This is a genomic window from Paenimyroides aestuarii, from assembly GCF_024628805.1.
Lineage (GTDB): Bacteria > Bacteroidota > Bacteroidia > Flavobacteriales > Flavobacteriaceae > Flavobacterium > Flavobacterium aestuarii_A.
In genome coordinates this window covers 1,146,227-1,170,355 of the sequence record NZ_CP102382.1, presented here as the reverse complement: position 1 = coordinate 1,170,355, position 24,129 = coordinate 1,146,227, and the positions used below count along the sequence as shown (strand labels likewise).

The 24,129-nt window shown below is 35.4% G+C and carries 27 protein-coding genes; 8 read left to right on the top strand and 19 right to left on the bottom strand.

All coding sequences use genetic code 11. The annotated features are described in order from the left end of the window. Positions 1–28 precede the first annotated feature (28 nt). The 7 genes from atpH to porW form a co-directional block, all read right to left on the bottom strand. Positions 29–562 carry an ATP synthase F1 subunit delta gene (atpH, locus tag NPX36_RS05575; RefSeq protein ID WP_257500426.1) on the bottom strand — a complete coding sequence of 178 codons (534 nt, stop codon included), beginning with the start codon at positions 560–562 and terminating at the stop codon, positions 29–31. A 9-nt stretch (positions 563–571) separates the two neighbouring features. Continuing rightward, positions 572–1,072, bottom strand: a complete 501-nt coding sequence (locus NPX36_RS05570; RefSeq protein ID WP_257500425.1) for a F0F1 ATP synthase subunit B — start codon at positions 1,070–1,072, stop codon at positions 572–574. Between the two features lie 94 nt (positions 1,073–1,166). Next, positions 1,167–1,361: a hypothetical protein gene (locus NPX36_RS05565; RefSeq protein WP_257500424.1), complete on the bottom strand. Its 195-nt coding sequence runs from the start codon at positions 1,359–1,361 to the stop codon at positions 1,167–1,169. 56 nt (positions 1,362–1,417) lie between these two features. Further along, complete coding sequence (gene atpB, locus NPX36_RS05560; RefSeq protein WP_257500423.1) at positions 1,418–2,593, bottom strand: F0F1 ATP synthase subunit A; 1,176 nt, start codon at positions 2,591–2,593, stop codon at positions 1,418–1,420. Between the two features lie 86 nt (positions 2,594–2,679). After that, a complete protein-coding gene (locus NPX36_RS05555) occupies positions 2,680–3,090 on the bottom strand; it encodes a hypothetical protein (protein WP_257500422.1) in 411 nt (136 codons plus the stop codon). Next, positions 3,083–3,301 carry an AtpZ/AtpI family protein gene (locus tag NPX36_RS05550; protein WP_257500421.1) on the bottom strand — a complete coding sequence of 73 codons (219 nt, stop codon included), beginning with the start codon at positions 3,299–3,301 and terminating at the stop codon, positions 3,083–3,085. The genes NPX36_RS05555 and NPX36_RS05550 overlap by 8 nt, the downstream gene beginning before the upstream one ends. 6 nt (positions 3,302–3,307) lie before the next feature. Continuing rightward, positions 3,308–5,869, bottom strand: coding sequence for a type IX secretion system periplasmic lipoprotein PorW/SprE (porW, locus tag NPX36_RS05545; RefSeq protein ID WP_257500420.1), 2,562 nt, complete (start codon positions 5,867–5,869; stop codon positions 3,308–3,310). A 382-nt stretch (positions 5,870–6,251) separates the two neighbouring features. On the opposite strand from porW, the gene NPX36_RS05540 reads away from it, so the two are divergent. Continuing rightward, positions 6,252–6,659, top strand: a complete 408-nt coding sequence (locus tag NPX36_RS05540) for a hypothetical protein (RefSeq protein WP_257500419.1) — start codon at positions 6,252–6,254, stop codon at positions 6,657–6,659. Positions 6,660–6,692: 33 nt separating this feature from the next. Here NPX36_RS05540 and NPX36_RS05535 read toward each other — a convergent pair whose 3' ends face one another. From NPX36_RS05535 to NPX36_RS05500, 8 genes are all read right to left on the bottom strand, one after another. After that, a complete protein-coding gene (locus NPX36_RS05535) occupies positions 6,693–7,730 on the bottom strand; it encodes a TerC family protein (RefSeq protein ID WP_257500418.1) in 1,038 nt (345 codons plus the stop codon). A 6-nt stretch (positions 7,731–7,736) separates the two neighbouring features. Then, positions 7,737–8,732 carry an NAD(P)H-dependent glycerol-3-phosphate dehydrogenase gene (locus tag NPX36_RS05530; protein ID WP_257500417.1) on the bottom strand — a complete coding sequence of 332 codons (996 nt, stop codon included), beginning with the start codon at positions 8,730–8,732 and terminating at the stop codon, positions 7,737–7,739. Positions 8,733–8,936: 204 nt separating this feature from the next. Then, positions 8,937–9,518 (bottom strand): nicotinate (nicotinamide) nucleotide adenylyltransferase, encoded by a 582-nt coding sequence (gene nadD / locus NPX36_RS05525; protein ID WP_257500416.1) that lies wholly within the window; start codon positions 9,516–9,518, stop codon positions 8,937–8,939. A 3-nt stretch (positions 9,519–9,521) separates the two neighbouring features. Continuing rightward, the gene (gene gmk, locus NPX36_RS05520) at positions 9,522–10,100 is read right to left on the bottom strand and encodes a guanylate kinase (protein ID WP_257500415.1); all 579 of its coding nucleotides are present in this window, start codon (positions 10,098–10,100) and stop codon (positions 9,522–9,524) included. 10 nt (positions 10,101–10,110) lie between these two features. Continuing rightward, positions 10,111–10,959, bottom strand: coding sequence for a YicC/YloC family endoribonuclease (locus NPX36_RS05515; protein ID WP_257500727.1), 849 nt, complete (start codon positions 10,957–10,959; stop codon positions 10,111–10,113). Between the two features lie 119 nt (positions 10,960–11,078). Continuing rightward, positions 11,079–11,693 carry an NAD(P)/FAD-dependent oxidoreductase gene (locus NPX36_RS05510; RefSeq protein ID WP_257500414.1) on the bottom strand — a complete coding sequence of 205 codons (615 nt, stop codon included), beginning with the start codon at positions 11,691–11,693 and terminating at the stop codon, positions 11,079–11,081. 1 nt (position 11,694) lies between these two features. Next, the gene (locus tag NPX36_RS05505) at positions 11,695–11,889 is read right to left on the bottom strand and encodes a hypothetical protein (protein ID WP_091520752.1); all 195 of its coding nucleotides are present in this window, start codon (positions 11,887–11,889) and stop codon (positions 11,695–11,697) included. Positions 11,890–11,936: 47 nt separating this feature from the next. Beyond that, positions 11,937–12,512 (bottom strand): MarC family protein, encoded by a 576-nt coding sequence (locus tag NPX36_RS05500; protein WP_257500413.1) that lies wholly within the window; start codon positions 12,510–12,512, stop codon positions 11,937–11,939. A gap of 137 nt (positions 12,513–12,649) precedes the next feature. Here NPX36_RS05500 and NPX36_RS05495 point away from each other — a divergent pair, with 137 nt between their 5' ends. Beyond that, positions 12,650–13,234, top strand: a complete 585-nt coding sequence (locus tag NPX36_RS05495) for a DUF3109 family protein (protein WP_257500412.1) — start codon at positions 12,650–12,652, stop codon at positions 13,232–13,234. Here the strand turns inward: NPX36_RS05495 and NPX36_RS05490 are convergent. Continuing rightward, a complete protein-coding gene (locus NPX36_RS05490) occupies positions 13,217–13,654 on the bottom strand; it encodes a retropepsin-like aspartic protease (RefSeq protein WP_257500411.1) in 438 nt (145 codons plus the stop codon). The genes NPX36_RS05495 and NPX36_RS05490 overlap by 18 nt on opposite strands. 134 nt (positions 13,655–13,788) lie before the next feature. Here NPX36_RS05490 and NPX36_RS05485 point away from each other — a divergent pair, with 134 nt between their 5' ends. The 4 genes from NPX36_RS05485 (at position 13,789) to NPX36_RS05470 (ending at position 17,680) form a co-directional block, all read left to right on the top strand. Then, positions 13,789–14,559: a TatD family hydrolase gene (locus NPX36_RS05485; RefSeq protein ID WP_257500410.1), complete on the top strand. Its 771-nt coding sequence runs from the start codon at positions 13,789–13,791 to the stop codon at positions 14,557–14,559. A 43-nt stretch (positions 14,560–14,602) separates the two neighbouring features. Continuing rightward, complete coding sequence (locus NPX36_RS05480) at positions 14,603–15,736, top strand: lysophospholipid acyltransferase family protein (RefSeq protein WP_257500409.1); 1,134 nt, start codon at positions 14,603–14,605, stop codon at positions 15,734–15,736. Beyond that, a complete protein-coding gene (locus NPX36_RS05475) occupies positions 15,729–16,763 on the top strand; it encodes an asparaginase (protein WP_257500408.1) in 1,035 nt (344 codons plus the stop codon). Before NPX36_RS05480 ends, NPX36_RS05475 begins: the two co-directional genes overlap by 8 nt. 167 nt (positions 16,764–16,930) lie before the next feature. Beyond that, positions 16,931–17,680: a DUF3575 domain-containing protein gene (locus NPX36_RS05470; RefSeq protein WP_257500407.1), complete on the top strand. Its 750-nt coding sequence runs from the start codon at positions 16,931–16,933 to the stop codon at positions 17,678–17,680. A gap of 109 nt (positions 17,681–17,789) precedes the next feature. Here NPX36_RS05470 and NPX36_RS05465 read toward each other — a convergent pair whose 3' ends face one another. The 3 genes from NPX36_RS05465 to NPX36_RS05455 form a co-directional block, all read right to left on the bottom strand. Then, complete coding sequence (locus NPX36_RS05465) at positions 17,790–18,341, bottom strand: hypothetical protein (RefSeq protein WP_257500406.1); 552 nt, start codon at positions 18,339–18,341, stop codon at positions 17,790–17,792. A 172-nt stretch (positions 18,342–18,513) separates the two neighbouring features. Continuing rightward, positions 18,514–19,059, bottom strand: a complete 546-nt coding sequence (locus NPX36_RS05460) for a hypothetical protein (RefSeq protein ID WP_257500405.1) — start codon at positions 19,057–19,059, stop codon at positions 18,514–18,516. 72 nt (positions 19,060–19,131) lie between these two features. Then, the gene (locus NPX36_RS05455; RefSeq protein ID WP_257500404.1) at positions 19,132–19,257 is read right to left on the bottom strand and encodes a hypothetical protein; all 126 of its coding nucleotides are present in this window, start codon (positions 19,255–19,257) and stop codon (positions 19,132–19,134) included. A 319-nt stretch (positions 19,258–19,576) separates the two neighbouring features. Here NPX36_RS05455 and NPX36_RS05450 point away from each other — a divergent pair, with 319 nt between their 5' ends. Both NPX36_RS05450 and ileS read left to right on the top strand, forming a co-directional pair. Next, the gene (locus tag NPX36_RS05450) at positions 19,577–20,539 is read left to right on the top strand and encodes a T9SS type A sorting domain-containing protein (protein WP_257500403.1); all 963 of its coding nucleotides are present in this window, start codon (positions 19,577–19,579) and stop codon (positions 20,537–20,539) included. Between the two features lie 184 nt (positions 20,540–20,723). After that, a complete protein-coding gene (gene ileS, locus NPX36_RS05445; RefSeq protein ID WP_257500402.1) occupies positions 20,724–24,125 on the top strand; it encodes an isoleucine--tRNA ligase in 3,402 nt (1,133 codons plus the stop codon). Positions 24,126–24,129: the final 4 nt, after the last annotated feature.

Genomic DNA, 24,129 nt, shown 5'->3' with positions numbered 1-24,129 from the left:
TATTTTATCACGTTAAACGTGTGTGATTTTAATTATTAAATTCTCTTTTCAATTGACTTAATTTGTTGGCAATAGATGCGTTGTATTGCATATCGCCCAAACGAATGATAAAGCCGCCAATTATGTCTTTATTTACTTCGTTTACAATGCTTACTTCTTTGGTAGAAAGCTCTTTTACTTTTGCCAATACTTGTGCTTCTAATGCTGGTGTTAAAGGCGTAGCTGTTGTTACATAAGCCACTTCAGTTCCTTTTAACTCATCAAATAACGTAGCATATTGTGCTGTAATTGCTTCTAAAATATCTAAACGCTTGTTTTGTGATAAAACCGAAAATAAGTTTTTAGTATCTGCGTTAGTCGAAGCAAAAATTTCGTTTAAGGCAGCTAATTTAGATGCTCCTTTAATTACCGGATTCTCTAAAAATAACTTTAACTCACTGCTTTGTGCAATAGCATCGGCTATGGTTTTCATATCGGCGCTAACCACTTCGGCATTTCCTTTTGCGTTAGACACGTCAAGAATTGCTTTAGCGTATCTTAAGGCTGCTCTTGTTCCCGTCATAACGTGTTATTAATTTAATTTAATATCGTTTAATAATGATCCAACCAATTGCTCTTGCGCTTGCTTGTCTGCTAATTGCCCTTTTAATAATTTTTCTGCGATATCGATTGATAAAGAAGAAACCTGATTTTTAATATCAGCCATTGCAGCATTTTTCTCGCTTTGGATAGATGCTTGTGCTTGTGCAATCATTTGTGCACCTGCAGTTTGAGCTTCTTCTTTCGCTTCTGCAATCATTTTGTCTTTCATTTCGCGTGCTTCTTTTAACATTGCATCGCGCTCTAAACGTGCTTCAGCCAATAATTTTTCGTTATCTGCTTTTAAGTTTGTTAACTCTCTTTTTGCGTTTTCTGCTGCTGCCAAAGCATCTGCAATTCCTTCTTCGCGAGCTTCTAAAGCATTAACGATTGGTTTCCAAGCAAATTTCCCTAATAAGAAAATAATAACTAATAAGATGATTGCTTGCCAAAAGAATAAACCTAAACTAAAATCGTTGATTAACTTTTCCATTATATCTTAAATGTAACTTTTAATTTTTTACTGTAATTTTTTGTTTAATTAAACAATATCTGCAACCAACCGTTACAGATATTGTTTTTTTTAATTAAGCTCCTAAGATTAAAGCACCGAATGCTAAACCTTCTAATAACGCTCCGATGATGATCATTGCAGTTTGGATTTTCCCAGCAGCTTCTGGCTGACGAGCGATTGCGTCCATTGCAGAACCACCAATTTTACCTAAACCGATACCTCCTCCGATAACGATTAAACCAGCACCTACTAAATTTGGAATTGTCATGATAAATGATTTATATATAATTAAACAAAATTTTAATACTCTTTAATATCTTTCTATTAATGATGATCGTGTTCTTCTACAGCCGAACCAATGAACAATGACGATAGCATGGTAAAGATAAACGCTTGTAAGAATGCTACCATTATTTCTAACACTGTTAAAAATGTAGTTAACAAGAACGATACACCTACTGCTCCCGGCGTTGTTAAAGTTTGTTTCATTACAAACGCCACTGCAATTAACCCCATTACTACTGAGTGACCTGCTGTGATATTTGCAAACAAACGAATCAATAACGAGAATGGTTTTGTGAACATACCTAACACCTCAATTGGTGCTAAAATAATTTTCATTGGCCACGGCACACCTGGCATCCAGAAAATGTGTTTCCAATAATCTGCATTTCCACTAAGGTTTACATATAAGAATGTAAACAATGCCAAACATACGGTGATAGAAATGTTTCCTGTAACGTTTAACCCTAGCGGTGTTAATCCCAATAAGTTCAACAAGAAGATTAAAAAGAAAACCGATAATAAATACGGCATGTATTTTTTGTATTTTTTGTCGCCAATATTAGGGCGAGCCATTTCATCGCGCACATAAATTACCAATGGTTCTAGCACACGTGCAAATCCTTTTGGCAAATTGTTTGGTGATGATTTGTATGTTTTTGCTAATGCGGTAAATCCTAAAAACAATAATACGGTAGCTAATAACAAACCTACAACGTTTTTAGTGATAGAAATATCGAATGGTTTTTCTACTGTTGGATGGTCGTGTGCATCTAATTTTAAATCACCTGAAGCATCTGTTTTATAAATTTTACCGTGGTGGTATTTATAATGTTGCCCGCCGTTTTCTACAACTGCACCTTTGTAAACAAAATCTTCGGTTGACATAAAAACTTTCAAACCATTATCAATTAAGATAACAGGCAACCCAAAACCATAATGTTTGTGCGCTTCTGCATTTCCAAAAAATGAATAATAATGATCATCCATTAAGTGATGCGCTGTATAGGCTTTTACAAATTCTTTGGAACTTGGATCCACCGCAGCATGTGTATCATGGGTATCATGAGCATCATGCGTTGCATGCGACGTTTCTGTAGCAGCAGCGTGCAAAGAATCGTTTGTAGTAAACACTGGTTTTTCGGCATTTGAAACCAATGGCATCAAAGCAAATAAAGCAGCTGTTAGTAAATGAAGTGATTTTTTAAGAGTCACCATACCGGAATTAAATTTTTTATGTTTCAAAAATTTTGTGCAAAAATACAATAATTATCTTTTCGGCACAGAAGTATTTCAACTTTTTTTTATTTATTATTTTTCGACGGATAAATTTGATTTAAAACGCGATATGTTACATATACATCAAAGAATACAAACAGAAAAAATACAGCTAAATAATTGTATTTAAAAAAGTTAGAAGTATCGCCCGATTGCAACGCCGGATTCAACACTAAATAGTTCACTAAAATTTTCAGGGTTAAAAATCCTAAAAAAACAAAGCCCAAATTGTTTGGCATTGCATTCCCTATACCAACTACACCCAAAACAATGATTGCTGAAAGCAAAAATTGCAACGCGTATATTTGCCAAAGGTGCATGTGGGCGGTATCCCAAAAAGGTAAATCTTTTGAAATGGAATTTATTAAAAAATGAAGACCCAAGGCGATTAATGCCAAAACTAAAAGCTGGCCAAGATACGGAAATGCTTTACCCATTTTTATTTAATTTGTTAACCTGACGAATCACTTGATACATTGCCAGAAAAATTCCGAGCAAAGTTACACTTTTTGTTCCCCAATCGTTATATATTAAGTACTTTTTATCTAACCAATCCCCAATTCTGTAAAACACATAAATGGTTGCACCCATTTGAAAGGGTATCGTTGTAAAAACCATCCATTTACTCGCTACACTTGGTTTCTTCATTTGGTGTTATTTTCCTGCATCTTTAATATATTCTTCCCAATTTTTCTTGATAAGCACCACGCCATAATCATCGGTACTTATCAAAACAGGATTTTGTTTGATGCCATAATCCGATTCTAATTCCAAATACATTTGTGCCGATTTGGCAATATTTCCAGATTTCACGCCGTGCAGTACAAAGAAAATAGTGTTGTCGTTATACATATCGGCACTAAAAACCAAACCGGTATGGCGGCGGTCATTGGCATATTTTTCCAATTTATCTTTCAACGCTTTCCCTTCTTCGGTGAGCGGATACGTGGCGGTATAAATCATTTTTATGTTTTTAGACAAATCGCGTTTAAACTGCAATCCTTGTAATTTTGGAAGATCTTTTGCAATAATGCGTTCTGCTTCTTTTCCTTCTTTTGTGGTTGGATATGTTAAAGCCACAAATTCTAATGCATCGCGGTAGTTGCTTAATCCGCGCAATTTACCAATGGTCATTGCTTTTAGCAATTCATATTTACTAACAATGTTATCGCCAATCACTGCCGGAATTTTCGCATCTAGTTCTTGCAAGGTTTCATAATAAGCACCATTGGCATATAGTCGGTAAATTTTATTGTATTCTTCTACCGGCGATCCATCGGCAGTAATTACTGCATTAGGGTTCAATGCCACTTGGGTGTAACGGGAATTTGGATGATTGGTTTTTAAATCTTCCAGCATTGCCTGTGCTTTTGCAGGATCAATTTTTAAATAAATTTTATATAAATGATATTTTGCTGGCTCAATTAAACCTACTTCCGGATTTATAGAAAGCAAGTGTTCTAATTTACCCGCTGCCACTTCATATTCTTCTAATCGGTCGCTGTACAAGAGTCCTAATTGATAATAGGCATTGTCGCGTTCGGTTTTAAGGCTGCTTAATTCTTTTTGATCGGTTGGAATTTGTTTTAGATAGAAATCAACGTTGTATCGAGCCACCGCAGGATCAAACGCACTTTCCTCATCGGGTGTTGCTCCGTTTTGGTTGGGTTGCTGTGTTTGCTGATTGGTTGATACCACACTAGGTCCACTACTCGATGCCACAGACGACCAGCGCCAATTATCGGTCAAAGCACGGTTGCCCCATTTTTGGGTAAAATTGCTTTTTCCTTGCTGCACGGTATTGGTATTATAGAAATAAAAGTTTGATGCAGTTCCGGTGCTTGGAGCCATTCCAGGTGTTTGCGGGGTGTTTTGCGAAGCCACTTGCTGGGCTTTGGCATCATCGGCTTTTAGTTTTTCGATTAATTTTTCGATTTCTTGGCGGCGTTGTGCATCATCTTTTCCAACCAAATTCAAGATACTATCGTTTGTTCTTGCGATTTTTTCATATCGAACAATATCAACCAAATTGTTTCTTTTGCGTTTTACTTGTACATATTCGCGCGACATGGGATTCATATAAACCATTGTGGAATCATAATACATACCGGCGGTTTCGAACTGCTTTTTTTGATAGTAGATATTTGCCAGTTTATTGTAGTTGGCCACTTTAACGTATTCATTGTTTTTGTTTACTTTCAAAGACATGTTATAGTCTTTTATTGCACGGTCGCTTTTGTCAAAGGCTTCATGCATCACTCCTAATTGATGAAAAATAATATCGGCATACGCCCTATTTTCCCGATCGTTTAATAGAGATAAATATTGACGAACAAAAGCAGTGGTATCAATAGTAGCAATATCTTGGTTGGCAAACTTCTCTGCATGAGCGTTTATTACCAATGCACGCGAAATTCTTCGGTTGTAATCAATTACATCCTGAAAGTTTTTAACAGCATCTGTTTTTTGACCGGTTTTGCTGTTCAATTGCCCTAATATATAAGTATATCGCGCTTTTTCATCGGTGTCATTAGTTAGTTCAATGGCTTTTTGTAAAGGAATTTTAGCAGAATCTAAGTGTTCTAAATGCATGTATCCTTGGGCTAAGGTGGCATAGGCATCTGCTTTGGTTTGCTTACTGAGTGCTTCTTCGCTGTCGCGGAAAATCTTTTTTAAATTTTCGATTGCCAAACCGTAGTATTCCAATTTTAAATTGGTTTTTTCTTTCCAAACCAATGCATCGTAAAACAAATCACTATCCGGATATTTTAAGATGATGTAATTAAAAGCTTCCACTGCAGGCACAAAGCGTAAATCTTGGTATCGTGCTTTTCCCAAAAGCATATACACCTCATCCATCTGTGGATTGTGTTCTTTGCCCGCCACATTTATAGCGTGTTTTTGTGCTGCTTTTACGGCTTTGTCTTCTGCGCGTTGAAAATGCGGATTTTTTTCTGCCGCACCTGTAATAATTAATGCTTTTTCATCTTTCTGAGCAGGTTCTACGGTTATGATATTTGAAAAATCATCTACATATTTCTTTTTCAGTTCCATAACTCCGCGGTCATATGCAACCGTTCCGTTATACAATACATTATATTTGGTGGTGGTGGCATGAAAGCGCTTATTTGCAAAACCTGCTTTTTCGGTAGAACACGCAATGGCTACCAAAATAAGCAGCAAAACAGGTACATATTTAAAGAAAATACTTTTCAATGGATCGATTTTTTTACAATAACTATAAAAACACAGCTTTTCGTATAAACAAACTGAATTTTGTTGTTATTTATATAGAAATTAAACTTAATGTTCTGTAATTTAATGTGTAAAAATACTAAAAACAGAATATATTTTTCGCAATAATGAAAATTTAAAAAAAATCGCCCCATTTGAAGGGGCGATTCTTCTTCATAGCAAATTTTTTGCTAATGACTTTAATCTAACCAAAAACCAATTTATTGCTAAATTTTATGAAAAAATTCTATCAAATATATTAATTAAAAATACATTCAACAAATTTTGACAAATCTTTTTAAAATAATATCCCTTATTCGGTTTCAAAAGATTTCGTTTACCTTTGTACTTTTAATTTTACAAAATGAAAAAAGATATTGATTTTCCTAAATCCGAAAATGTTTTTTTGGCTGCTATACCCGAATGGAACGAAGATTTTCAAGAAAAAAGTTGGTATGTTTATCTGGTAAACAATACCAACAAAACGTTAGAAATGGTTTTAGCTGTGTCGCGTGCGTATGGCACTATAAACAATGAGCTGCGAAAAACCGGAACGTTTCGTCATGCTTTTAAAGAAGTTGCCCCCCACACTTTAGTTAAAATTGAATTACTAGAAAACAATGTGCTGCAGTTAAACAACGAGTTTGCCGTAACCTATTTCTTAGACGATAAAATGTTTGATAAAACGTTTGTTTTTAAAACCAACACCATAAACGATAAAGCTTTAAGCGACATTCCCGGAACAGATTTACGAGGGGTTTTGTTGAAGTAAAAAAAGCCAGATTTTTAAAAATCGGGCGTTCCTTTATGCTTCTTTCTGTTTTCTGTTTGATATTAAAGACCATATAACCGAGATAGCCAATACCGAACCAATGATGGTTAACGATACAGAGGAATCGAAATGATAATAAGGCATAATAATCATTTTTACTCCGATGAATGCCAAAATAATTGCCAAACCATAATGCAGTTTAGAAAACATATCCATGGAATTGGCTAATAGGAAATACATAGAACGCAATCCTAAAATTGCAAAAATGTTCGATGTATAAAGTATAAATGGATCGTCTGGGGCGATGGCAAAAATAGCAGGAATGCTATCTACTGCAAATACCAAATCGGTGATTTCTATTACAGCTAAAGCTACAAACAGTGGCGTAACCATTTTTATGCCATTTTCTACCGTAAAAAATTTATCGCCGTGAAAATCTTTTGTTACTTTAAAAAACTTGTGCACAATACGCACACCGATGTTTCTTGACATATCTGCTCCTTCTTCCTCGCCATCATGATCATCTGAAGCCCATGATTTGATACCTGCAATAATCAAGAAAATACCAAAAACGAATAAGATCACGTTTAACTGGCGCGGTTCACCCGTTTCGGGATCTATTCCTAAAAATGGTAAGGTTACATAGGTTAATTTTATCAATTCAACTCCTGCAAAAATAAATATGGCTCTAAAAAACAAAGCGCCTAAAATGCCCCAAAATAGCACTTTATGTTGATAATCTTTGGGTATCTTAAAGAATTTGAAAACTAAGATAAACACAAACAAGTTATCTACCGAAAGTGCTTTTTCAATCCAATATGCTGCTTGGTATTTGGCAAAATTATCGGTGATGCCATAAGGTTTGTCTAACACCCAATAAACAACGCCGCTAAAAACCATGGAAAGAGCTATCCAAACAATGGTCCATGAAAGGGCTTCTTTGTTGGAAATGGTATGACTTTTTTTGTTGAAAACACCTAAGTCTAGCAAAAGCATAATTACCACAGCAATTGCAAAACCGCCTATTAACCACGGATGGTTTATTAAATGATCTTCTGGAATATTTTTCATAGAGTATTAATCTAATTTATCGGTCAGCTTTTTAAACACTTTTTTGGGTTCTTTATTGTTGTATAACACTTCATAAACGGCATCAATAATTGGTGTTTTTGCCTTTAGTTCTGCGTTCATTAAATAGGCACTTTTTGTAGCATAATATCCTTCGGCAACCATATTCATTTCCATTTTTGTGGAAATTACGGTATATCCTTTTCCAATCATGTTCCCAAACATACGGTTTCGTGAAAAAAGCGAATATCCAGTTACCAATAAATCCCCCAAATAAGCAGAATCGTTTATGTTGCGTTTTAATTTATGAACTTTTTTAATGAATTTTTTCATTTCGCGAATGGCGTTGCTCATCAACAATGCTTGAAAATTATCGCCATAACCCAAGCCGTGTGCCATACCTGCCGCAATTGCGTATATGTTTTTAAGCATAGCTGCATATTCGGTTCCCATTACATCGTCTGTGGTTTTGGCTTTAATGTAGTGGCTGCGCAAACTTTTGGCTATCACTTCGGCCTTTTGCAAATCGCCTCCAGCAATGGTAAGGTAAGATAAACGCTCTAAAGCCACTTCTTCTGCGTGACATGGACCTGCTAAAACCGCAATGTTTTCGATAGGAATATTGTAGGTTTCCATAAAATGCTGACCAACAATTAAGCCGGTTTCGGGAATGATTCCTTTAATGGCAGATACAATGATTTTACCTTCTAAAGAAACGGTTAATTTTTCCAACTCGCTGCCCAAAAAAGCCGACGGAATTGCGAAAACAATATAATCTGCATAATTAATTGCTTCGTTGATATCGGTTGTTAAAATTAATTGGTCGGTATCAAATTCAACCGAACTTAGATAATTAGGATTGTGCTTATTAACTTTTAGTTCTTCAATTGCAGCTTCATTGCGCATATACCAAGCAATTTCGCTTAGGTTATGACATAACATTTTAGCAATGGCTGTTGCCCAGCTTCCGCCACCAATTACTGCAAACTTAGGATCGTTAATCATTTCTATTTGTTTGATTTGCAAAAATAACCTTTTTTGCCCTTTTTGTTTATTTAATATTTTGTTAAGTATTTTTTTTGGTTGGATACAATAATAGAACGTTTTTCTGCGTTTTACTATTGATTTTTAATTTGATTTTAATAAACTTAAAAAGCGACGTCGGGTTTGATAGTCGCTTTTTTATCTTTTTAAAGATACACTTTTTAATTATTTCTTGTAAAATAAATTGTGGTCAATATATTCCCAAACTTTGTGATCAATCATTGGTTTGATATTTTTTTGTTCTTTGATGCTTTGACGAATAAATGTGGACGACAACTCGATTATAGGAGCATCTATTTTGTGGATATTCTCCAAATTCATCCATTCATCGGGCACCTTATCAGCTGAAATTCTTGGATATACATACAACTCATAATCGTTTAAAATCAATTCAAAATTTTTCCATTTTTTAAGCGACTTTAAATTATCCTCACCCATTATCAATGAAAAAACATGGTTGGGAAATTTTTCATGCAAATGTGCCAGCGTGTTTACGGTGTAATTAGGCTGTGGCAGCTTAAATTCTATATCGCTTGGAACTATTTTATCGTATCCTTCCGTAGCCAAATGCACCATTTGCAAACGATGATAATCAGGCAATAATCCGGCTTTTTTCTTTAATGGATTGTGCGGTGTTACAACCATCCACACCTGATCTAAATCGCTGTTTTCGGCCAGATGATTGGCAATGATTAAATGCCCCACGTGGATAGGGTTGAATGTGCCGAAATACAAACCTACTTTCATTTTTTACTTATTTATGAAGTTTAAAACCAACTGGCAAGCTTCTTTTTTTGCTGTTTCTAGGTCGTGATTTTTTAAAATAACGTCGAATTCGGGCGCACGAGAAATTTCTCGTTCGGCTTTTTCTAATCGCATGGCAATTTTTTCATCGGTTTCGGTTTGGCGAAAACGCAAACGGCGTTCCAATTCTTCGACTGATGGCGGACTTACAAAAACTGCTAATGTTTGGTTGGGGTATTGCTGTTTAATGTTTAAACCACCCACCACATCAATATCAAAAATAACGTGTTTGCCTTCTGCCCAAATACGTTCAATTTCTGTTTTTAGCGTGCCGTAATAGTTATCTTTATATACTTCTTCAAATTCAACAAAAGCATTTTCTTTGATTTTTTGTTGAAAATCTTCGGCCGAAATAAAGTAATAATCTTTACCGTTTATCTCGCCATTGCGCATATAACGAGAGGTTGCCGATATAGAAAAATCTAAATGCAATTGAGGTTGTGTAAGCAAATGTTTTACAATGGTTGTTTTACCAGAACCAGATGGTGCCGAAAAAACAATCAATTTTCCTTGTTGTGCAGTCATTTATACGTTTTTAAAGAATGTTTAAAACCTGTTCTTTGATTTTTTCTAATTCGTCTTTCATTTTCACTACCAATTTTTGCATTTCGGCATGATTTGATTTGGATCCCATGGTATTGATTTCGCGCCCCATTTCTTGAGCAATAAAGCCTAATTTTCGTCCGGCATGCTCTTTGGCATTCATGGTTTCTACAAAATAATCTAAATGATTGGTTAAACGCACTTTTTCTTCGTTAATATCTAACTTTTCAATATAATAGATGATTTCTTGTGCGTAACGGCTTTCATCAACAGCTACTTCTAATTCTTTTAAATTTTGTTGCAAACGTTCTTTCACGTTGGTGATGCGCTCTTCTTCATACGATGCCACCTCATGCATCGCAGTTCTAATATTTTCTATTCGTTGCGCAAAATCGTTTCCTAACTTTTCTCCTTCTTGTTGGCGAAATTCGTTGATGTTTTTTATGGCTTGGTGCAACACTTTTTCAATTTCTTTCCACTCTTGTTCATCCAATTCGCAGCGTTCTACTTTTAAGGCATCGGGCATACGAACGGCCATTTTCATTAATTCGGTTGCATCTGCATCAGGAATAATGCTTTTCATTTGGGCAATATATGCTTTTACAATAGGCGCATTTATAGTGGACGATGTTTCTTCACCGGTAACTTCGATATAAACCGAACATTCTACCTTGCCACGTTCTAATTGTTGTGCTATTTGATTGCGAATTTCTAACTCTTTTTCTCTATAAGGTTGAGGCAAACGCACGTTTAAATCTAAATTCTTGGAATTTAATGATTTAATTTCTACCGTAATTTTCTTTAATGGCAATTGCACCGATGCTTTACCAAAACCTGTCATTGAATAAATCATACCGAATTATAATAAAGGTGCAAATTTAGTAAATTGTATCATACATTGGTTAATTTATTGTAAAACAAAAAGCTGCCTTTAAAAAGACAGCTTGTGCATTGTATTAGTTATGCTTTTTTCACACTATCATGCGCATGTGTTTCAACGCCGTTGTTCCAGAGGGTTAGAATATCGGTTGCAACTGCGGCACCACTTCCGGCAGCAATTGCGAGTTGGCTGCGATGACCTGCCAAGGTGCCGGCAACATATACATTTTCCATTACTAAATGGTCGGTATTTTGCAATTGTAAACGGTTTTTTTGTGGTAAGGATTTTTGATGAGAAATCACATAATTTTGCAGAAATCCATCAATTGTGAAAGGATTGCTAGAGTTAATTGCTACCACTATAAGTTTGGTTTCATAGATATTTTCATTGGTAGTAACCAAAAAATGAGCGCCTTGTTTTATAATGGAAACCACTTTTTCATTGCCAATTTGCACAATTTCGGGGTACAAAAAGCTTAAGTTATTTAAAGTTTGGTGTAGTAAATCGCTCCCTAAAGTTCCTGGGGCAAGTCCATACGCATTGTTGAACAAAGCATCTTGCAACATTGATGATTTTTGATGTGCAATAATGCCTATTTTTTTATCGGCCACAAACGCTTTCTTACGGGCAGAACCTAAAACCAAGGCACACGAAACCCCCGAAACGCCGCCGCCAATTATTAAACAGTCAAACATTTTATTTGTTTTTGTTGTCGATTGCCTTCGAAGTATTAAAAATAAGCAGCAAAATTACCGCACACAAAATGGCAATAATACAAATTAATGCAACAACACTTTCGCCTTGAAACAAGTTGTTAAAATCTAATTTTGTAATGTTTAATACAATCAAAGCAATAGCAATAGCTATAACTATGTATGTAACGTATTTCATTATTGATTTATTTTGTTGAATAGAAAACGAAAGTACAAAATAATTAATTAGATAAACAAGCCTTTAACATTAGTAGCGAATAATTTAACAGCAATTGCCAATAAAACCACCCCAAATACTTTGCGAATTACTCCTAAACCATTTGCGCCAATCAACCGCTCTATTTGTCCGGAAAGCTTCAAAACCACATAGACCACAATTATGTTTAACACCACCGCAAATACAATGTTTATTGTTTGATATTCAGCACGCAACGCCAAAAGAGTGGTCATGATTCCTGGGCCGGCAATTAAAGGAAATGCCAATGGAACGATAGAGGCTGTTTTTGGCTCTTCATCGCGGTACAATCGTATGCCCAAAATCATTTCTAAGGCAAGAAAAAACAAAACAAAAGCACCGGCAACAGCAAACGAATTTACATCAATTCCTATTAATGTTAAAATGCTTTCTCCCACAAACAAAAAGGCAATCATGATACAAGCAGCCACAATAGATGCTTTTTCGGATTGAATCTTTCCTACACGCGAACGCAGATCCACAATAATCGGGATAGACCCCAAAATATCAATCACTGCAAAAATAATCATACCTGCAGTAAAAATCTCTTTAAAATTAATTTCCATAGCCTTTTCAATTTTTTGCAAAGGTATTTATTATCAACCAAAAACAACGAATGTTTCAAATGATAATTTTTACCTTTTTGGTAACATCTAGAAACTATTAAATAATTGTAACTTTGCACTTGCAAATGAATTGATTTATGTTTCAGATTGGAAAAACAATAGTATCAGACGATGTTCTTGAAAAAGAATTTGTTTGTAACCTAACAGCTTGTAAAGGACAATGTTGTGTGGATGGCGATGCAGGTGCCCCTTTAGATAAAGACGAAACAGCTATTTTAGAGGAAATATACCCTGTTATTAAACCTTATCTGCGTGCAAAAGGTATTGCAGTAATAGAGGAAAAAGGTACCTGGATAGTAGGCGAGGATGGCGATTTGGAAACCCCGCTCATTGACAATAAAGAGTGTGCTTATGTGATTTTTGATGGAAAAACCGCTTTGTGTGGCATTGAACAGGCTTATAACGAAGGATTGATTACATGGAAAAAACCCATTTCGTGTCATTTATACCCTATTCGTATTAAAGAATATTCACAGTTTTCAGCAGTAAATTACAATCGTTGGCATATTTGCGACGATGCTTGCGCATTGGGTAAAGAATTAGAGGTGCCTGTTTATAAATTTTTAAAAGAACCTCTAATCCGTAAATATGGCGAAAGCTGGTATGCCGAATTAGAAACCGTTGCTACCGAATGGCAAAAACAATCACTTAATAAAAAGTAATTGTTCGGGATAATGAATAATGGCTCCGGTGCTTTTAAGCAAATCGCTGCCAATAATTCCGTGCACTTTGGGCAATTTGTATTGGGTTAAAGCAAAATTTACATGCGTAAGATCCAGCAAAATTAAGTCGATGCCGTTTTTTTTCCATTTGCCTAATTGTATGGTGTTGTTGGTAGAAATTTCGGCATGCATATCGTTTGAGCCCGCACCCGAAGCCTTGGCTTTATGTGCTTTTGACAACAACTTAAAAAAATCTTTTTCGTTGGAATCGATACACGTGTTCGATGCACCTGTATCAATCAAAAACAAGCCTTTAATGCGGTTTATTTTTGCTTGAACATACAAGTGATTGGATTTGCGAATGCGAAACGGAATGCTAAAATAATTTTGCTGTTCTAATACAGTTACAAGATCGTTCATTAATTTAATATCTGTTGAAAAGCAAAAATAGGTAGATATAATTTAACCACATAGAATTTATCTAAAACAGTGATAGTTTAGTTAGAAAAATCTAGGCATTCTTTGTGGTAAGAAAGAAAATTAAAAAATACAAAATGATTTTAATTGATACACACACCCATTTGTATAGTGAAGAATTTGAAAACGACCGCACCGAAATGATGGAACGCGCACTTGCAGCTGGTGTAAAACATTTTTTTGTTCCGGCGATCGATGCTTCTTATTATAATGGTATGCAACAAATACAACAGCAATATCCGCAAAACGTTCATTTAATGATGGGCTTGCATCCCTGCTACGTAAAACCTGAAACTTTTGAAGAAGAATTGGCTTTTGTTGAACAAGAATTAGCAAAAGGAACCTATGTTGCCGTGGGCGAAATTGGTGTGGATCTATATTGGGATCAATCTACCCTAAAAATTCAGCAACAGGCTTTTCAAACCCAAATTCAGTGGGCAAAGAAGCTCAGTTTGCCAATAAATATCCATTGTCGTGATGCGTTTGATGAAGTTTTTGAAGTATTAGATCAAGAGAAAAGCAACGATTTATTTGGAATTTTCCATTGTTTTACGGGCGATTTTAAACAAGCAGAACGCGCCTTAAATTTGAACATGAAACTGGGAATTGGTGGCGTTGCAACTTTTAAAAACGGAAAAATAGATCAATATTTAAATCAAATTCCGCTAGAACATATCGTTTTAGAAACCGATTCGCCTTATTTAGCACCGGCACCCTATCGCGGCAAGCGCAACGAAAGCAGCTATGTGGCATTGGTTGCCCAAAAATTAGCAGCTATTTACAATCTATCAGTAGAAGAAATTGCAAATCAAACAACAAAAAACGCATTAAACATTTTTAAATTGTAAATTGGAAGTATATTTGTTTCAGTTACGAAAATAAATTCAAACTATGTCTAAATTCGATTCGATACGTTTTTACCACGATGAGGAAGTGCAAAAAGTGCTTCAAAATATCGCCCATCATCCGATGCTAAAATCGTTGATAGATTATACATTTCCAGAATATTCAGAAGAACAGGTTCAAAACCTGTTAAACAACATACACAGCATTCGCGATTTTCAGTCGAAAATCATTTATCATACCTTGCAGCAAGTTTTAAAAAACACCTCTGAAGGACTTTCAAGTTCGGGGTTTGATAAGCTAGACGACCACACATCGTATCTTTTTATATCCAACCACCGCGACATTTTGCTTGACACCAGTTTCTTAAATATTTTGTTAATGGAACACGGAAAAATCATGACAGGTTCGGCAGTTGGCGATAATTTGGTTCAGAAGCAGTTGTTTATGGATTTAGCAAAACTAAACCGCAATTTTATCGTAAAACGCGGACTTTCGCCTCGAGAACTGTTAGAAAGCAGCAAGTTGTTGTCGGAATATATGTATCATTTGCTCAAAGAAGACAACCGCTCGGTTTGGATTGCACAGCGCGAAGGCCGCACCAAAGACGGCAACGATGCCACCCATCAAGGCGTTTTAAAAATGATTGGAATGGCGTGTAATGAGGAATCGATGATGGATTACTTTAAAAAATTGCGTATTGTTCCCGTTTCTATTTCTTATGAATACGACCCTACCGATAAGCTAAAAATGCCGCAACTAATGGCAAAAATGGCAGACGAATTGTATATTAAAGACAAAAACGAAGATTTTTTAAATTTAATGAGTGGCGTTGTGGGGCAAAAAAAACGTATCCATCTGCATATTGGCGATGTGTTAGATACGGATTTAGACGTTATTAAAAACGAAACAACCAACGTGAACAAGCAAATCCAAATGTTATCGAAAGTAATCGACGAGCAAATTATTGCCAACTATAAATTGTGGCCCACTAATTATATTGCTTATGATTTATTGAACGATACCAACCGTTTTGCAAACGAATATACCGAAAAAGAAAAACAACTTTTTTTGCGTCGCCTAGAGCTTAAAGTTGATAAATGCAACGAACCAATGGTAGATACTTTTTTAGAAATGTATGCCAACCCTGTTGTAAACAAATTAAAACTAAGCCATGCATAAACAAGCCATTCTTTTAATTTATACGGGCGGAACCATTGGTATGGTAAAAGATTTTGAAACCGGTGCTTTAAAAGCTTTTAATTTTAACCAGCTTTTAGAACGCATTCCCGAATTACAGTTATTAGATTGCACCATTGATACCTATTCGTTTGAAGATCCGATTGATTCTTCAGACATGAACCCCGAGCATTGGATCACCATTGCTGAGGTTATTGAAAAAAACTACCAAGATTTTGATGGTTTTGTGGTTTTGCATGGATCAGATACCATGTCATATACCGCATCGGCATTGAGTTTTATGCTGAGAAACCTTTCAAAACCAGTGATATTAACTGGGTCGCAACTGCCCATTGGCGATTTGCGTACCGATGCCAAAGAGAATTTAATTACCGCCATACAAATTGCTTCGCTGCATCAAGATAAAATTCCTGTTATAAAAGAAGTTGGTTTGTATTTTGAATACAAGCTGTATCGCGGAAACAGAACCACCAAAATTTCAGCCGAACATTTCAATGCCTTTACATCGCCCAATTTACCGCATTTGGCAGAAAGTGGCGTTCATTTAAAAGTCAATGAACATTTATTAGACGATTTTTACGAATCGAACCAATTAACGATTCAAAAAGAATTAAATGACGATGTTTTTATCCTTAAAATTTTTCCAGGCATCACTCAAAGTGTTTTAGAAGCTGTTTTAAACATTCCTCATTTAAAAGCAATTGTGTTAGAAACCTTTGGTTCTGGAAATGCACCCACACCGTTTTGGTTTATTAATTGCTTGCAAAAAGCCATTCAGCGCGGCATTAAAATTGTAAATGTAACGCAATGTTGGGGTGGTAGTGTGGATATGGGCAAATACGAAACAGGAACGGCTTTAAAACAAATTGGTGTCATTTCGGGGTACGATATCACTACCGAAGCGGCTATTACAAAACTCATGGTGTTGCTGCCACAAAATTTATCGGCACCAGCATTTTCAAAAGCTTTTCAAACACCTATCTGTGGCGAATTAAGTTTAGAAGAATAACTTTCGCAAAAGAATTAAGCAACAAAAACAGTTGTGTTTTTTTCTGAAAAAAAGAATCTTTTTTTTATAGCACAAACATAGTAAATCGCTTTAAATCAACAGGTATTGAAATAAAAATATTTCTATATCTAAAAAATAAAAGTACTTTTGCCAAAATTTTAGAAAACATGAAAAAAACAATCTTAGCAGCTGTGTTTCTTTTTGCAGCACAGTTGGGCATGGCACAAGAACAGCCTGTAGAAGAGCAAAAGCCAGAAATTGAAAACAAAAACATGGTAAAGCTGAATCTTTTAGCGCTTACTGCCGGAAATATTTCCTTACAATACGAACGTTTAATTACTCCAAAAACCACAGTGGGTGCAACAGTAAATGTGATGCCTTCTAAAGGATTGCCTTTTTCAAGCTCTGTGGAATCGTTTGTAGATGACCAAACAACAAGTGCGCAATTAAAACAAATAAGCATCTCTAGTTTTTCTGTAACACCTGAAATTCGTTTTTATTTAGGCAAAGAAGGATACAAAGGTTTTTATATTGCACCTTTTGTTCGCTACGGAAAATATAACGTAGATTTACCTGTAAACTATGATTACGAAGGTAAAGAAGAAAATATTATGGTAAATGGAGAGGTTAAAGCTTTTTCAGGCGGATTTGCTATTGGCGCACAATGGCGCGTGTACAAAGATTTTTATTTAGATTGGATGATCATGGGACCACACTTTGGTTCGGCAAAAGGAACATTAGAAGGTAAAAGATCGTTGAATCAAAGTGAGCAAGATGCTATTCGCAAATCTTTAAGCGATTTAGATATTCCGGTGGTTGATTTTGATTACGAAGTAAACGATTCTGGTGCCAAAGCAAAACTAGACGGTCCTTGGGCTGGAATCCGCGCATCAATCGGTATCGGTTATCGTTTTTAACCGAATAAATACTATATAAAACCAAAAATCCCGGGCAATGCTCGGGATTTTTTGGTTTATGTTTTTAACTCTGTCAAAGTTCAAAACTTTGACAGAGTTGTTTAAGCTTTTACTCTACACGTTTGTACCAAGTGCCGTCTTCAAACAATATAAATTCGATACCGTTGGTTTTGGAGTAAACCAAATGACCGAAAGCTTCACCATCTAAAACACTTTGCTTTAGCAATGCGGCATTTTCGTATGCTTCTCCATTAAATTCTATGGTGGTAAAACTATCTAATTTTATACCACGTATAAAAGACCTTGTTATTGTATTATCAATATATTCTTGTATAACTAAGTTAATCTCTGTTGGGTTTCTCTTTTCAAATAAAATTTCATACTTAAAATTATTAAACTGTATATAAGAAATTAATCGGTTATACTGGACTCTGCTACAATCCTCGCCTCTGCCTCCTCCTTCATCGAAATTTTCTGTAATTTTTGATAATAATCCATTGTGGATATTATTGTTATGATCTATCCACTTTACAGTTTGGTTTAATTGGTAAGGTACTAAAGCTTTTTCGTCTTCAGTTAAAGAATAAACAGTTAATGTTTCTTCGCATTTGCAACCAACTGCAATCACGGTTAGTAATAGTAAAAATAATCCCTTTTTCATAATATCTACCAGTTATTAAATAATTCATCTAAATTAACAGATGTAGCATTAGTATGCTGATTTTTTATATTATCGCGCCAACCATTCCAATTGGTTGAACCATAAACGATGATTCTAATTGTATTTTTAAACTCTGTCAAAGTTCAAAACTTTGACAGAGTTGTTTAAGCTTTTACTCTACACGTTTGTACCAAGTGCCGTCTTCAAACAATATAAATTCGATACCGTTGGTTTTGCTATAGATTAATGTGCCAAGATAAACATCCTCATCTCCATAAGCTGTAAGTTTTATAGCATCATTGAATGTTTCGTTATTGAATTCAATAGTTGTGAAACCAAAATGACTCACATCAACTCCAAAACCGCGTTTAGGTATTCCATTTACGCTTTGCGAAATATTCAAATTTATATTATTTGGACCTCTCTTTTCGAATGAAATACTATAATGTTCATTATTAATAGTAACAAAAATATTTATTTCTTCACTTTCAAAGCTTTTACAGTCATAATCTGATATTTCTTTTACTGAAACCGTTTTATCAGAAGTAGTTCCGCTAAAAGTGTCTCCATTATTATTTTGCCATTTTATAACAGTTTGTGCTTGATAAGGAAGAAAAGCTTTTTCTTCAGTAGTAAAATTGTAAGTAATGGTATCTTTATTAGTACAACAACTACTAATTAAAGTAATTAATATTAAGAATAAAAAAAAATTTTTCATGACATTCTAATTAATTCCAATTAGCAAACAATTCATCTACATTGCCAGATGTAGCATTAGTGTGTTGGTTTTTTATATTATCGCGCCAACCATTCCAATTGGTTGAACCATAAACGATGATTCTAATTGTTTTATTGTATAGTCTAATACTCTGTCTATTGGTCTGTCAGGAAATGCTGTTGTTAGTACTAGTAACATAAAATGCCAACTAGATTTTTATAAATTTCATGCAAATAAACAAAAAAAAACAATATACTGACATTTTTTTTAAAAATATAAAAATATTTTATATACTATAGTAAAACGTTATAAAATCAACAATATCCCTGTTGCATTTTTTTAATAAGATATATTTTTTTGTATTGGTAACGTATATTGTATTGCTATTATTCGTCTTGTATGATAATAAATCAACTTATCACACTCGCTAACAATTTGTTAAATAGTAAAAAGCTGTTTTAATTGTAAAAACATTCTATATATTTATACCGAATAATTAATTAAAATATTTAGGAAAATGAAAAAAATTACTTTATTAGCAAGCTTGTTGTTAACCACATTAACGGTAAGTGCACAAAACTATTATACTTTTACAAAAAGCACTGCTACTTATACAGACCTTACAGGAGCTACAAGTTTAACAAATAATACTATCTGGGATTTTGATTTTTTTGGACCTATTGCAAGTCCTTTTAATATAGATATTTTCGGACAAACCTATAATACAATTAATTTTGAGGACGATTACTTTTATCTCGAAAGTTCAACAAATGCTAATTTATATAGCGAATTATTTCCAGCTTATGCCTATATAATGGATCGTAACGTATCTGGTATAGGTAACGGTGTATCGCCCATTTCATATAAAGTTGAAGGGACTTCAGGAAATCGTATTTTAAAAATGGAAGTGAAAAATGCCGGATTAGAGATGGAGTTTGATGCTACTGGCACCACTAATTTATTTTTAAATTATCAAATTTGGTTTTACGAAGCAGATAAAAGTATAGAATACCGCTATGGAAATCACAACGTAACAAATGTTGCCTCTTTAAACGATGAAGGCGTTTCTTATATATTTCTTTCGTATGAAGATAGTAATAATGTAAAAGGCGGTTTTATTGATGGAACTATCACAAGTCCAACTTACACTGAAGTTACAAACCCCACATCTAACCCTACAAACCTAAACGCTTTGCCCGCACCAAACACGGTCTATCGTTTTGCATTAAATCCTTTAGCTGTGAAAGACCAAGAGAAAATTGAATTTTCCATGTTTCCAAATCCAACAAACGATGTGTTAAACCTAACATTTCCTGAAGCAGTAAATAAACCCTATTCTGTTTACGATTTAATGGGGCGCGAAGTTTTAAAAGGATCTTTAAACAATATTACCCAAGCACAAATTAATGTGAGCACGTTACAAAAAGGTTCATACATATTACGCATTGCAGGGAGTACGCAGAAATTCGTAAAAAACTAAACAAACAAAATATATCTTTTAAAAGCAATTCAATAACTGGATTGCTTTTTTACTTGATTTAATTATCCAAAATCGCTTTGCCAAAGTTCCAAACTTTGGCAAAGCTTATAAATCGTAACTAAATTAAATACTACTATTTAACCTAAATTCCTTAAATTCGCACATTGAATTTAAAAACAGTATCATGAGCACCAAATTCACAGAGTATAAAGGATTAGATTTACCCACCGTAGCAAGCGAAATGTTGCAGTATTGGAAAGATCAATCCATCTTTGATAAATCGGTTACTTCTCGCGAAGGCAACCAGCCTTTTGTGTTTTTCGAAGGTCCGCCTTCTGCAAACGGAAAACCTGGTATTCACCACGTGATGGCTCGTGCTATTAAAGATATTTTTTGCCGATACAAAACTCAAAAAGGGTTTCAAGTTAAGCGTAAAGCGGGTTGGGATACACATGGTTTGCCTGTTGAATTAGGCACTGAAAAAGAATTGGGTATTACCAAAGAAGATATCGGAACAAAAATATCGGTTGAAGAGTATAACGAGGCGTGTAAACGTACCGTGATGCGCTACACCGATTTGTGGAACGATCTTACCGAAAAAATGGGTTACTGGGTAGATATGAACGATCCGTACATTACCTACAAACCCAAATATATGGAAACCGTTTGGTGGTTGTTAAAGCAAATTTACAACAAAGATTTGCTGTACAAAGGTTACACCATTCAACCTTATTCGCCAAAAGCAGGTACAGGCTTGTCGTCGCATGAGGTGAGTCAGCCGGGATCATACCGCGATGTGACCGATACTACTATTGTTGCACAGTTTAAAACCATCGAAAATTCATTGCCCGATTTCTTAAAAGGCTTTGGACCAATTGATATCATGGCTTGGACCACAACTCCGTGGACTTTGCCAAGTAACACTGCATTAACTGTGGGGCCAAAAATCGATTATGTGTTGGTAAAAACATTCAACCAATACACCAACCAGCCCATAAATGTGATTTTAGGAAAACCTTTAGTTACAAAGCAGTTTGCAGGAAAATTTGTAGCTGTTGAAACCGAAGCGGAATTAGCAGATTATAACGCAAACGATAAAAAAATCCCGTATTTCATTGTTAAAGAATTTAAAGGAATTGATTTAGTGGGTATTCGTTATGAGCAGTTATTGCCTTATACCTTGCCGTATCAAAACCCTGAAAATGCATTCCGAGTGATTGCAGGCGATTTCGTAACCACTGAAGACGGAACGGGTATTGTGCACACGGCACCTACTTTTGGTGCAGACGATGCCAAGGTTGCCAAAGAAGCAACTCCAGAAGTGCCGCCCATGTTGGTTTTAGACGATGCCGGAAACCCGGTGCCATTGGTAGATTTGCAAGGACGTTTTGTTCCTCAAATGGGCGATATGGCTGGCAAATATGTGAAAAACGAATATTACAACGACGGCGATGCACCTGAAAAATCGGTCGATGTGGAAATTGCCATCCGTTTAAAAGAAGAAAACAAAGCCTTTAAGGTAGAAAAATATGTGCACAGTTATCCACATTGTTGGAGAACCGATAAACCAATTTTGTATTATCCATTAGATTCTTGGTTTGTTAAGGTGACCGAAGTGAAAGATAAAATGTTCGATTTAAACGAAGAAATCAACTGGAAACCTAAAGCAACAGGCGAAGGGCGTTTTGGAAACTGGCTGAAAAATGCCAACGACTGGAATTTATCACGCTCGCGTTATTGGGGCATTCCGTTGCCAATTTGGCGAACCGAAGATAAAACCGAAGAGTTAATCATAGGTTCGGTAGAAGAATTGGTTGCCGAGATAGAAAAAGCAATCGCAGCGGGCGTTCAAACAGAAAATCCGTTCGATGGTTTTATGGTGGGCGATATGAGCGAAGAAAACTATGATAAAATCGACTTACATAAAAATGTGGTGGATGGCATCACGCTAATTTCTCCATCGGGCAAACCAATGAAGCGCGAAACAGATTTAATTGATGTTTGGTTCGATTCTGGTTCTATGCCTTATGCGCAATGGCATTATCCGTTTGAAAATAAAGAATACATCGACAATCACCAAAATTTCCCTGCCGATTTTATTGCAGAAGGGGTTGATCAAACGCGCGGTTGGTTTTACACCTTACACGCAATTGGCACCTTGGTTTTTGGTGAAAAAGCCTATAAAAATGTTGTATCGAACGGTTTGGTTTTAGATAAAAACGGTGTAAAAATGTCTAAAAGTAAAGGCAACACTATTGATCCTTTCCAAACCATTGAAGATCACGGACCAGATGCTACGCGCTGGTACATGATTATGAATGCCAATCCGTGGGACAATTTGAAGTTTGATTTAGACGGAATTACAGAAGTGCGTCGTAAATTCTTCGGAACGTTGTACAACACCTACTCGTTTTTTGCTTTGTATGCAAATATTGATGGATTTACTTATAGCGAAGATGAAGTTCCTTTGGCAGATCGACCAGAAATCGACCGTTGGATTTTATCGGAACTAAACAGCTTGATAAAAACCGTTGACGAAGCCTATGCCGATTACGAACCAACAAAAGCTGCACGCGCCATATCCGATTTTGTTCAAGAAAACTTGAGTAACTGGTATGTGCGTTTATGCCGCCGCCGCTTCTGGAAAGGCGAATATGCACAAGATAAAATTGCCGCTTATCAAACATTATATACGTGTTTAACTACAGTTGCAAAACTATCAGCACCAATCGCTCCGTTTTTTATGGACAGGCTTTACAAAGATTTAACACAAGCAACTGCAAAAGAATCATTTGAATCTGTACATTTGGCCGATTTTCCTTCGTTCGATGCATCGTTTGTTGATAAATCGTTAGAAAGTAAAATGGAAAAGGCACAAATTGTATCATCTTTAGTATTATCATTGCGAAAGAAAGAAATGATAAAAGTGCGCCAGCCGTTGCAAAAAGTAATGATTCCTGTTTTAGATGAAAATCAAAAGGCAGAAATAGAAGCAGTTGCCGATTTAATCATGGCAGAAGTAAACGTAAAAGAGATAGAATTGCTCAATGATGCATCAGGGATTTTGGTGAAACAAATCAAACCAAACTTCAAGGCATTGGGACCACGATTTGGAAAAGAAATGGGAAATGTAGCAAAAGCGATTCAGAATTTTACGCAAGAGCAAATTAATGACATAGAGAAAAACAACGAAATTTCTTTGGAAATATCAGGAAATGTTGTTAAATTAACAAACGAAGACGTAGAGATTTCTTCACAAGATATTGAAGGTTGGTTGGTAGCAAATGCAAACGGAATTACAGTGGCTTTGGATATTACCTTAACCGATGAATTGAAGAAAGAAGGAATTGCACGCGAATTGGTAAACAGAATTCAGAATATCCGTAAAGATTCTGGGTTTGAAGTAACCGATAAAGTAACAATAAAAATGCTGCCCAACGCAGCAGTACAAGAAGCCGTTCATGCAAATATAGCGTATATTAAAGCCGAAACCTTAACCGAAACGCTTGAATTTACTGATGATTTGATAAATGGTATAGAAATTGAATTTGATGATATAGTAACCAAAATTAGTGTTTCAAAATAAATGA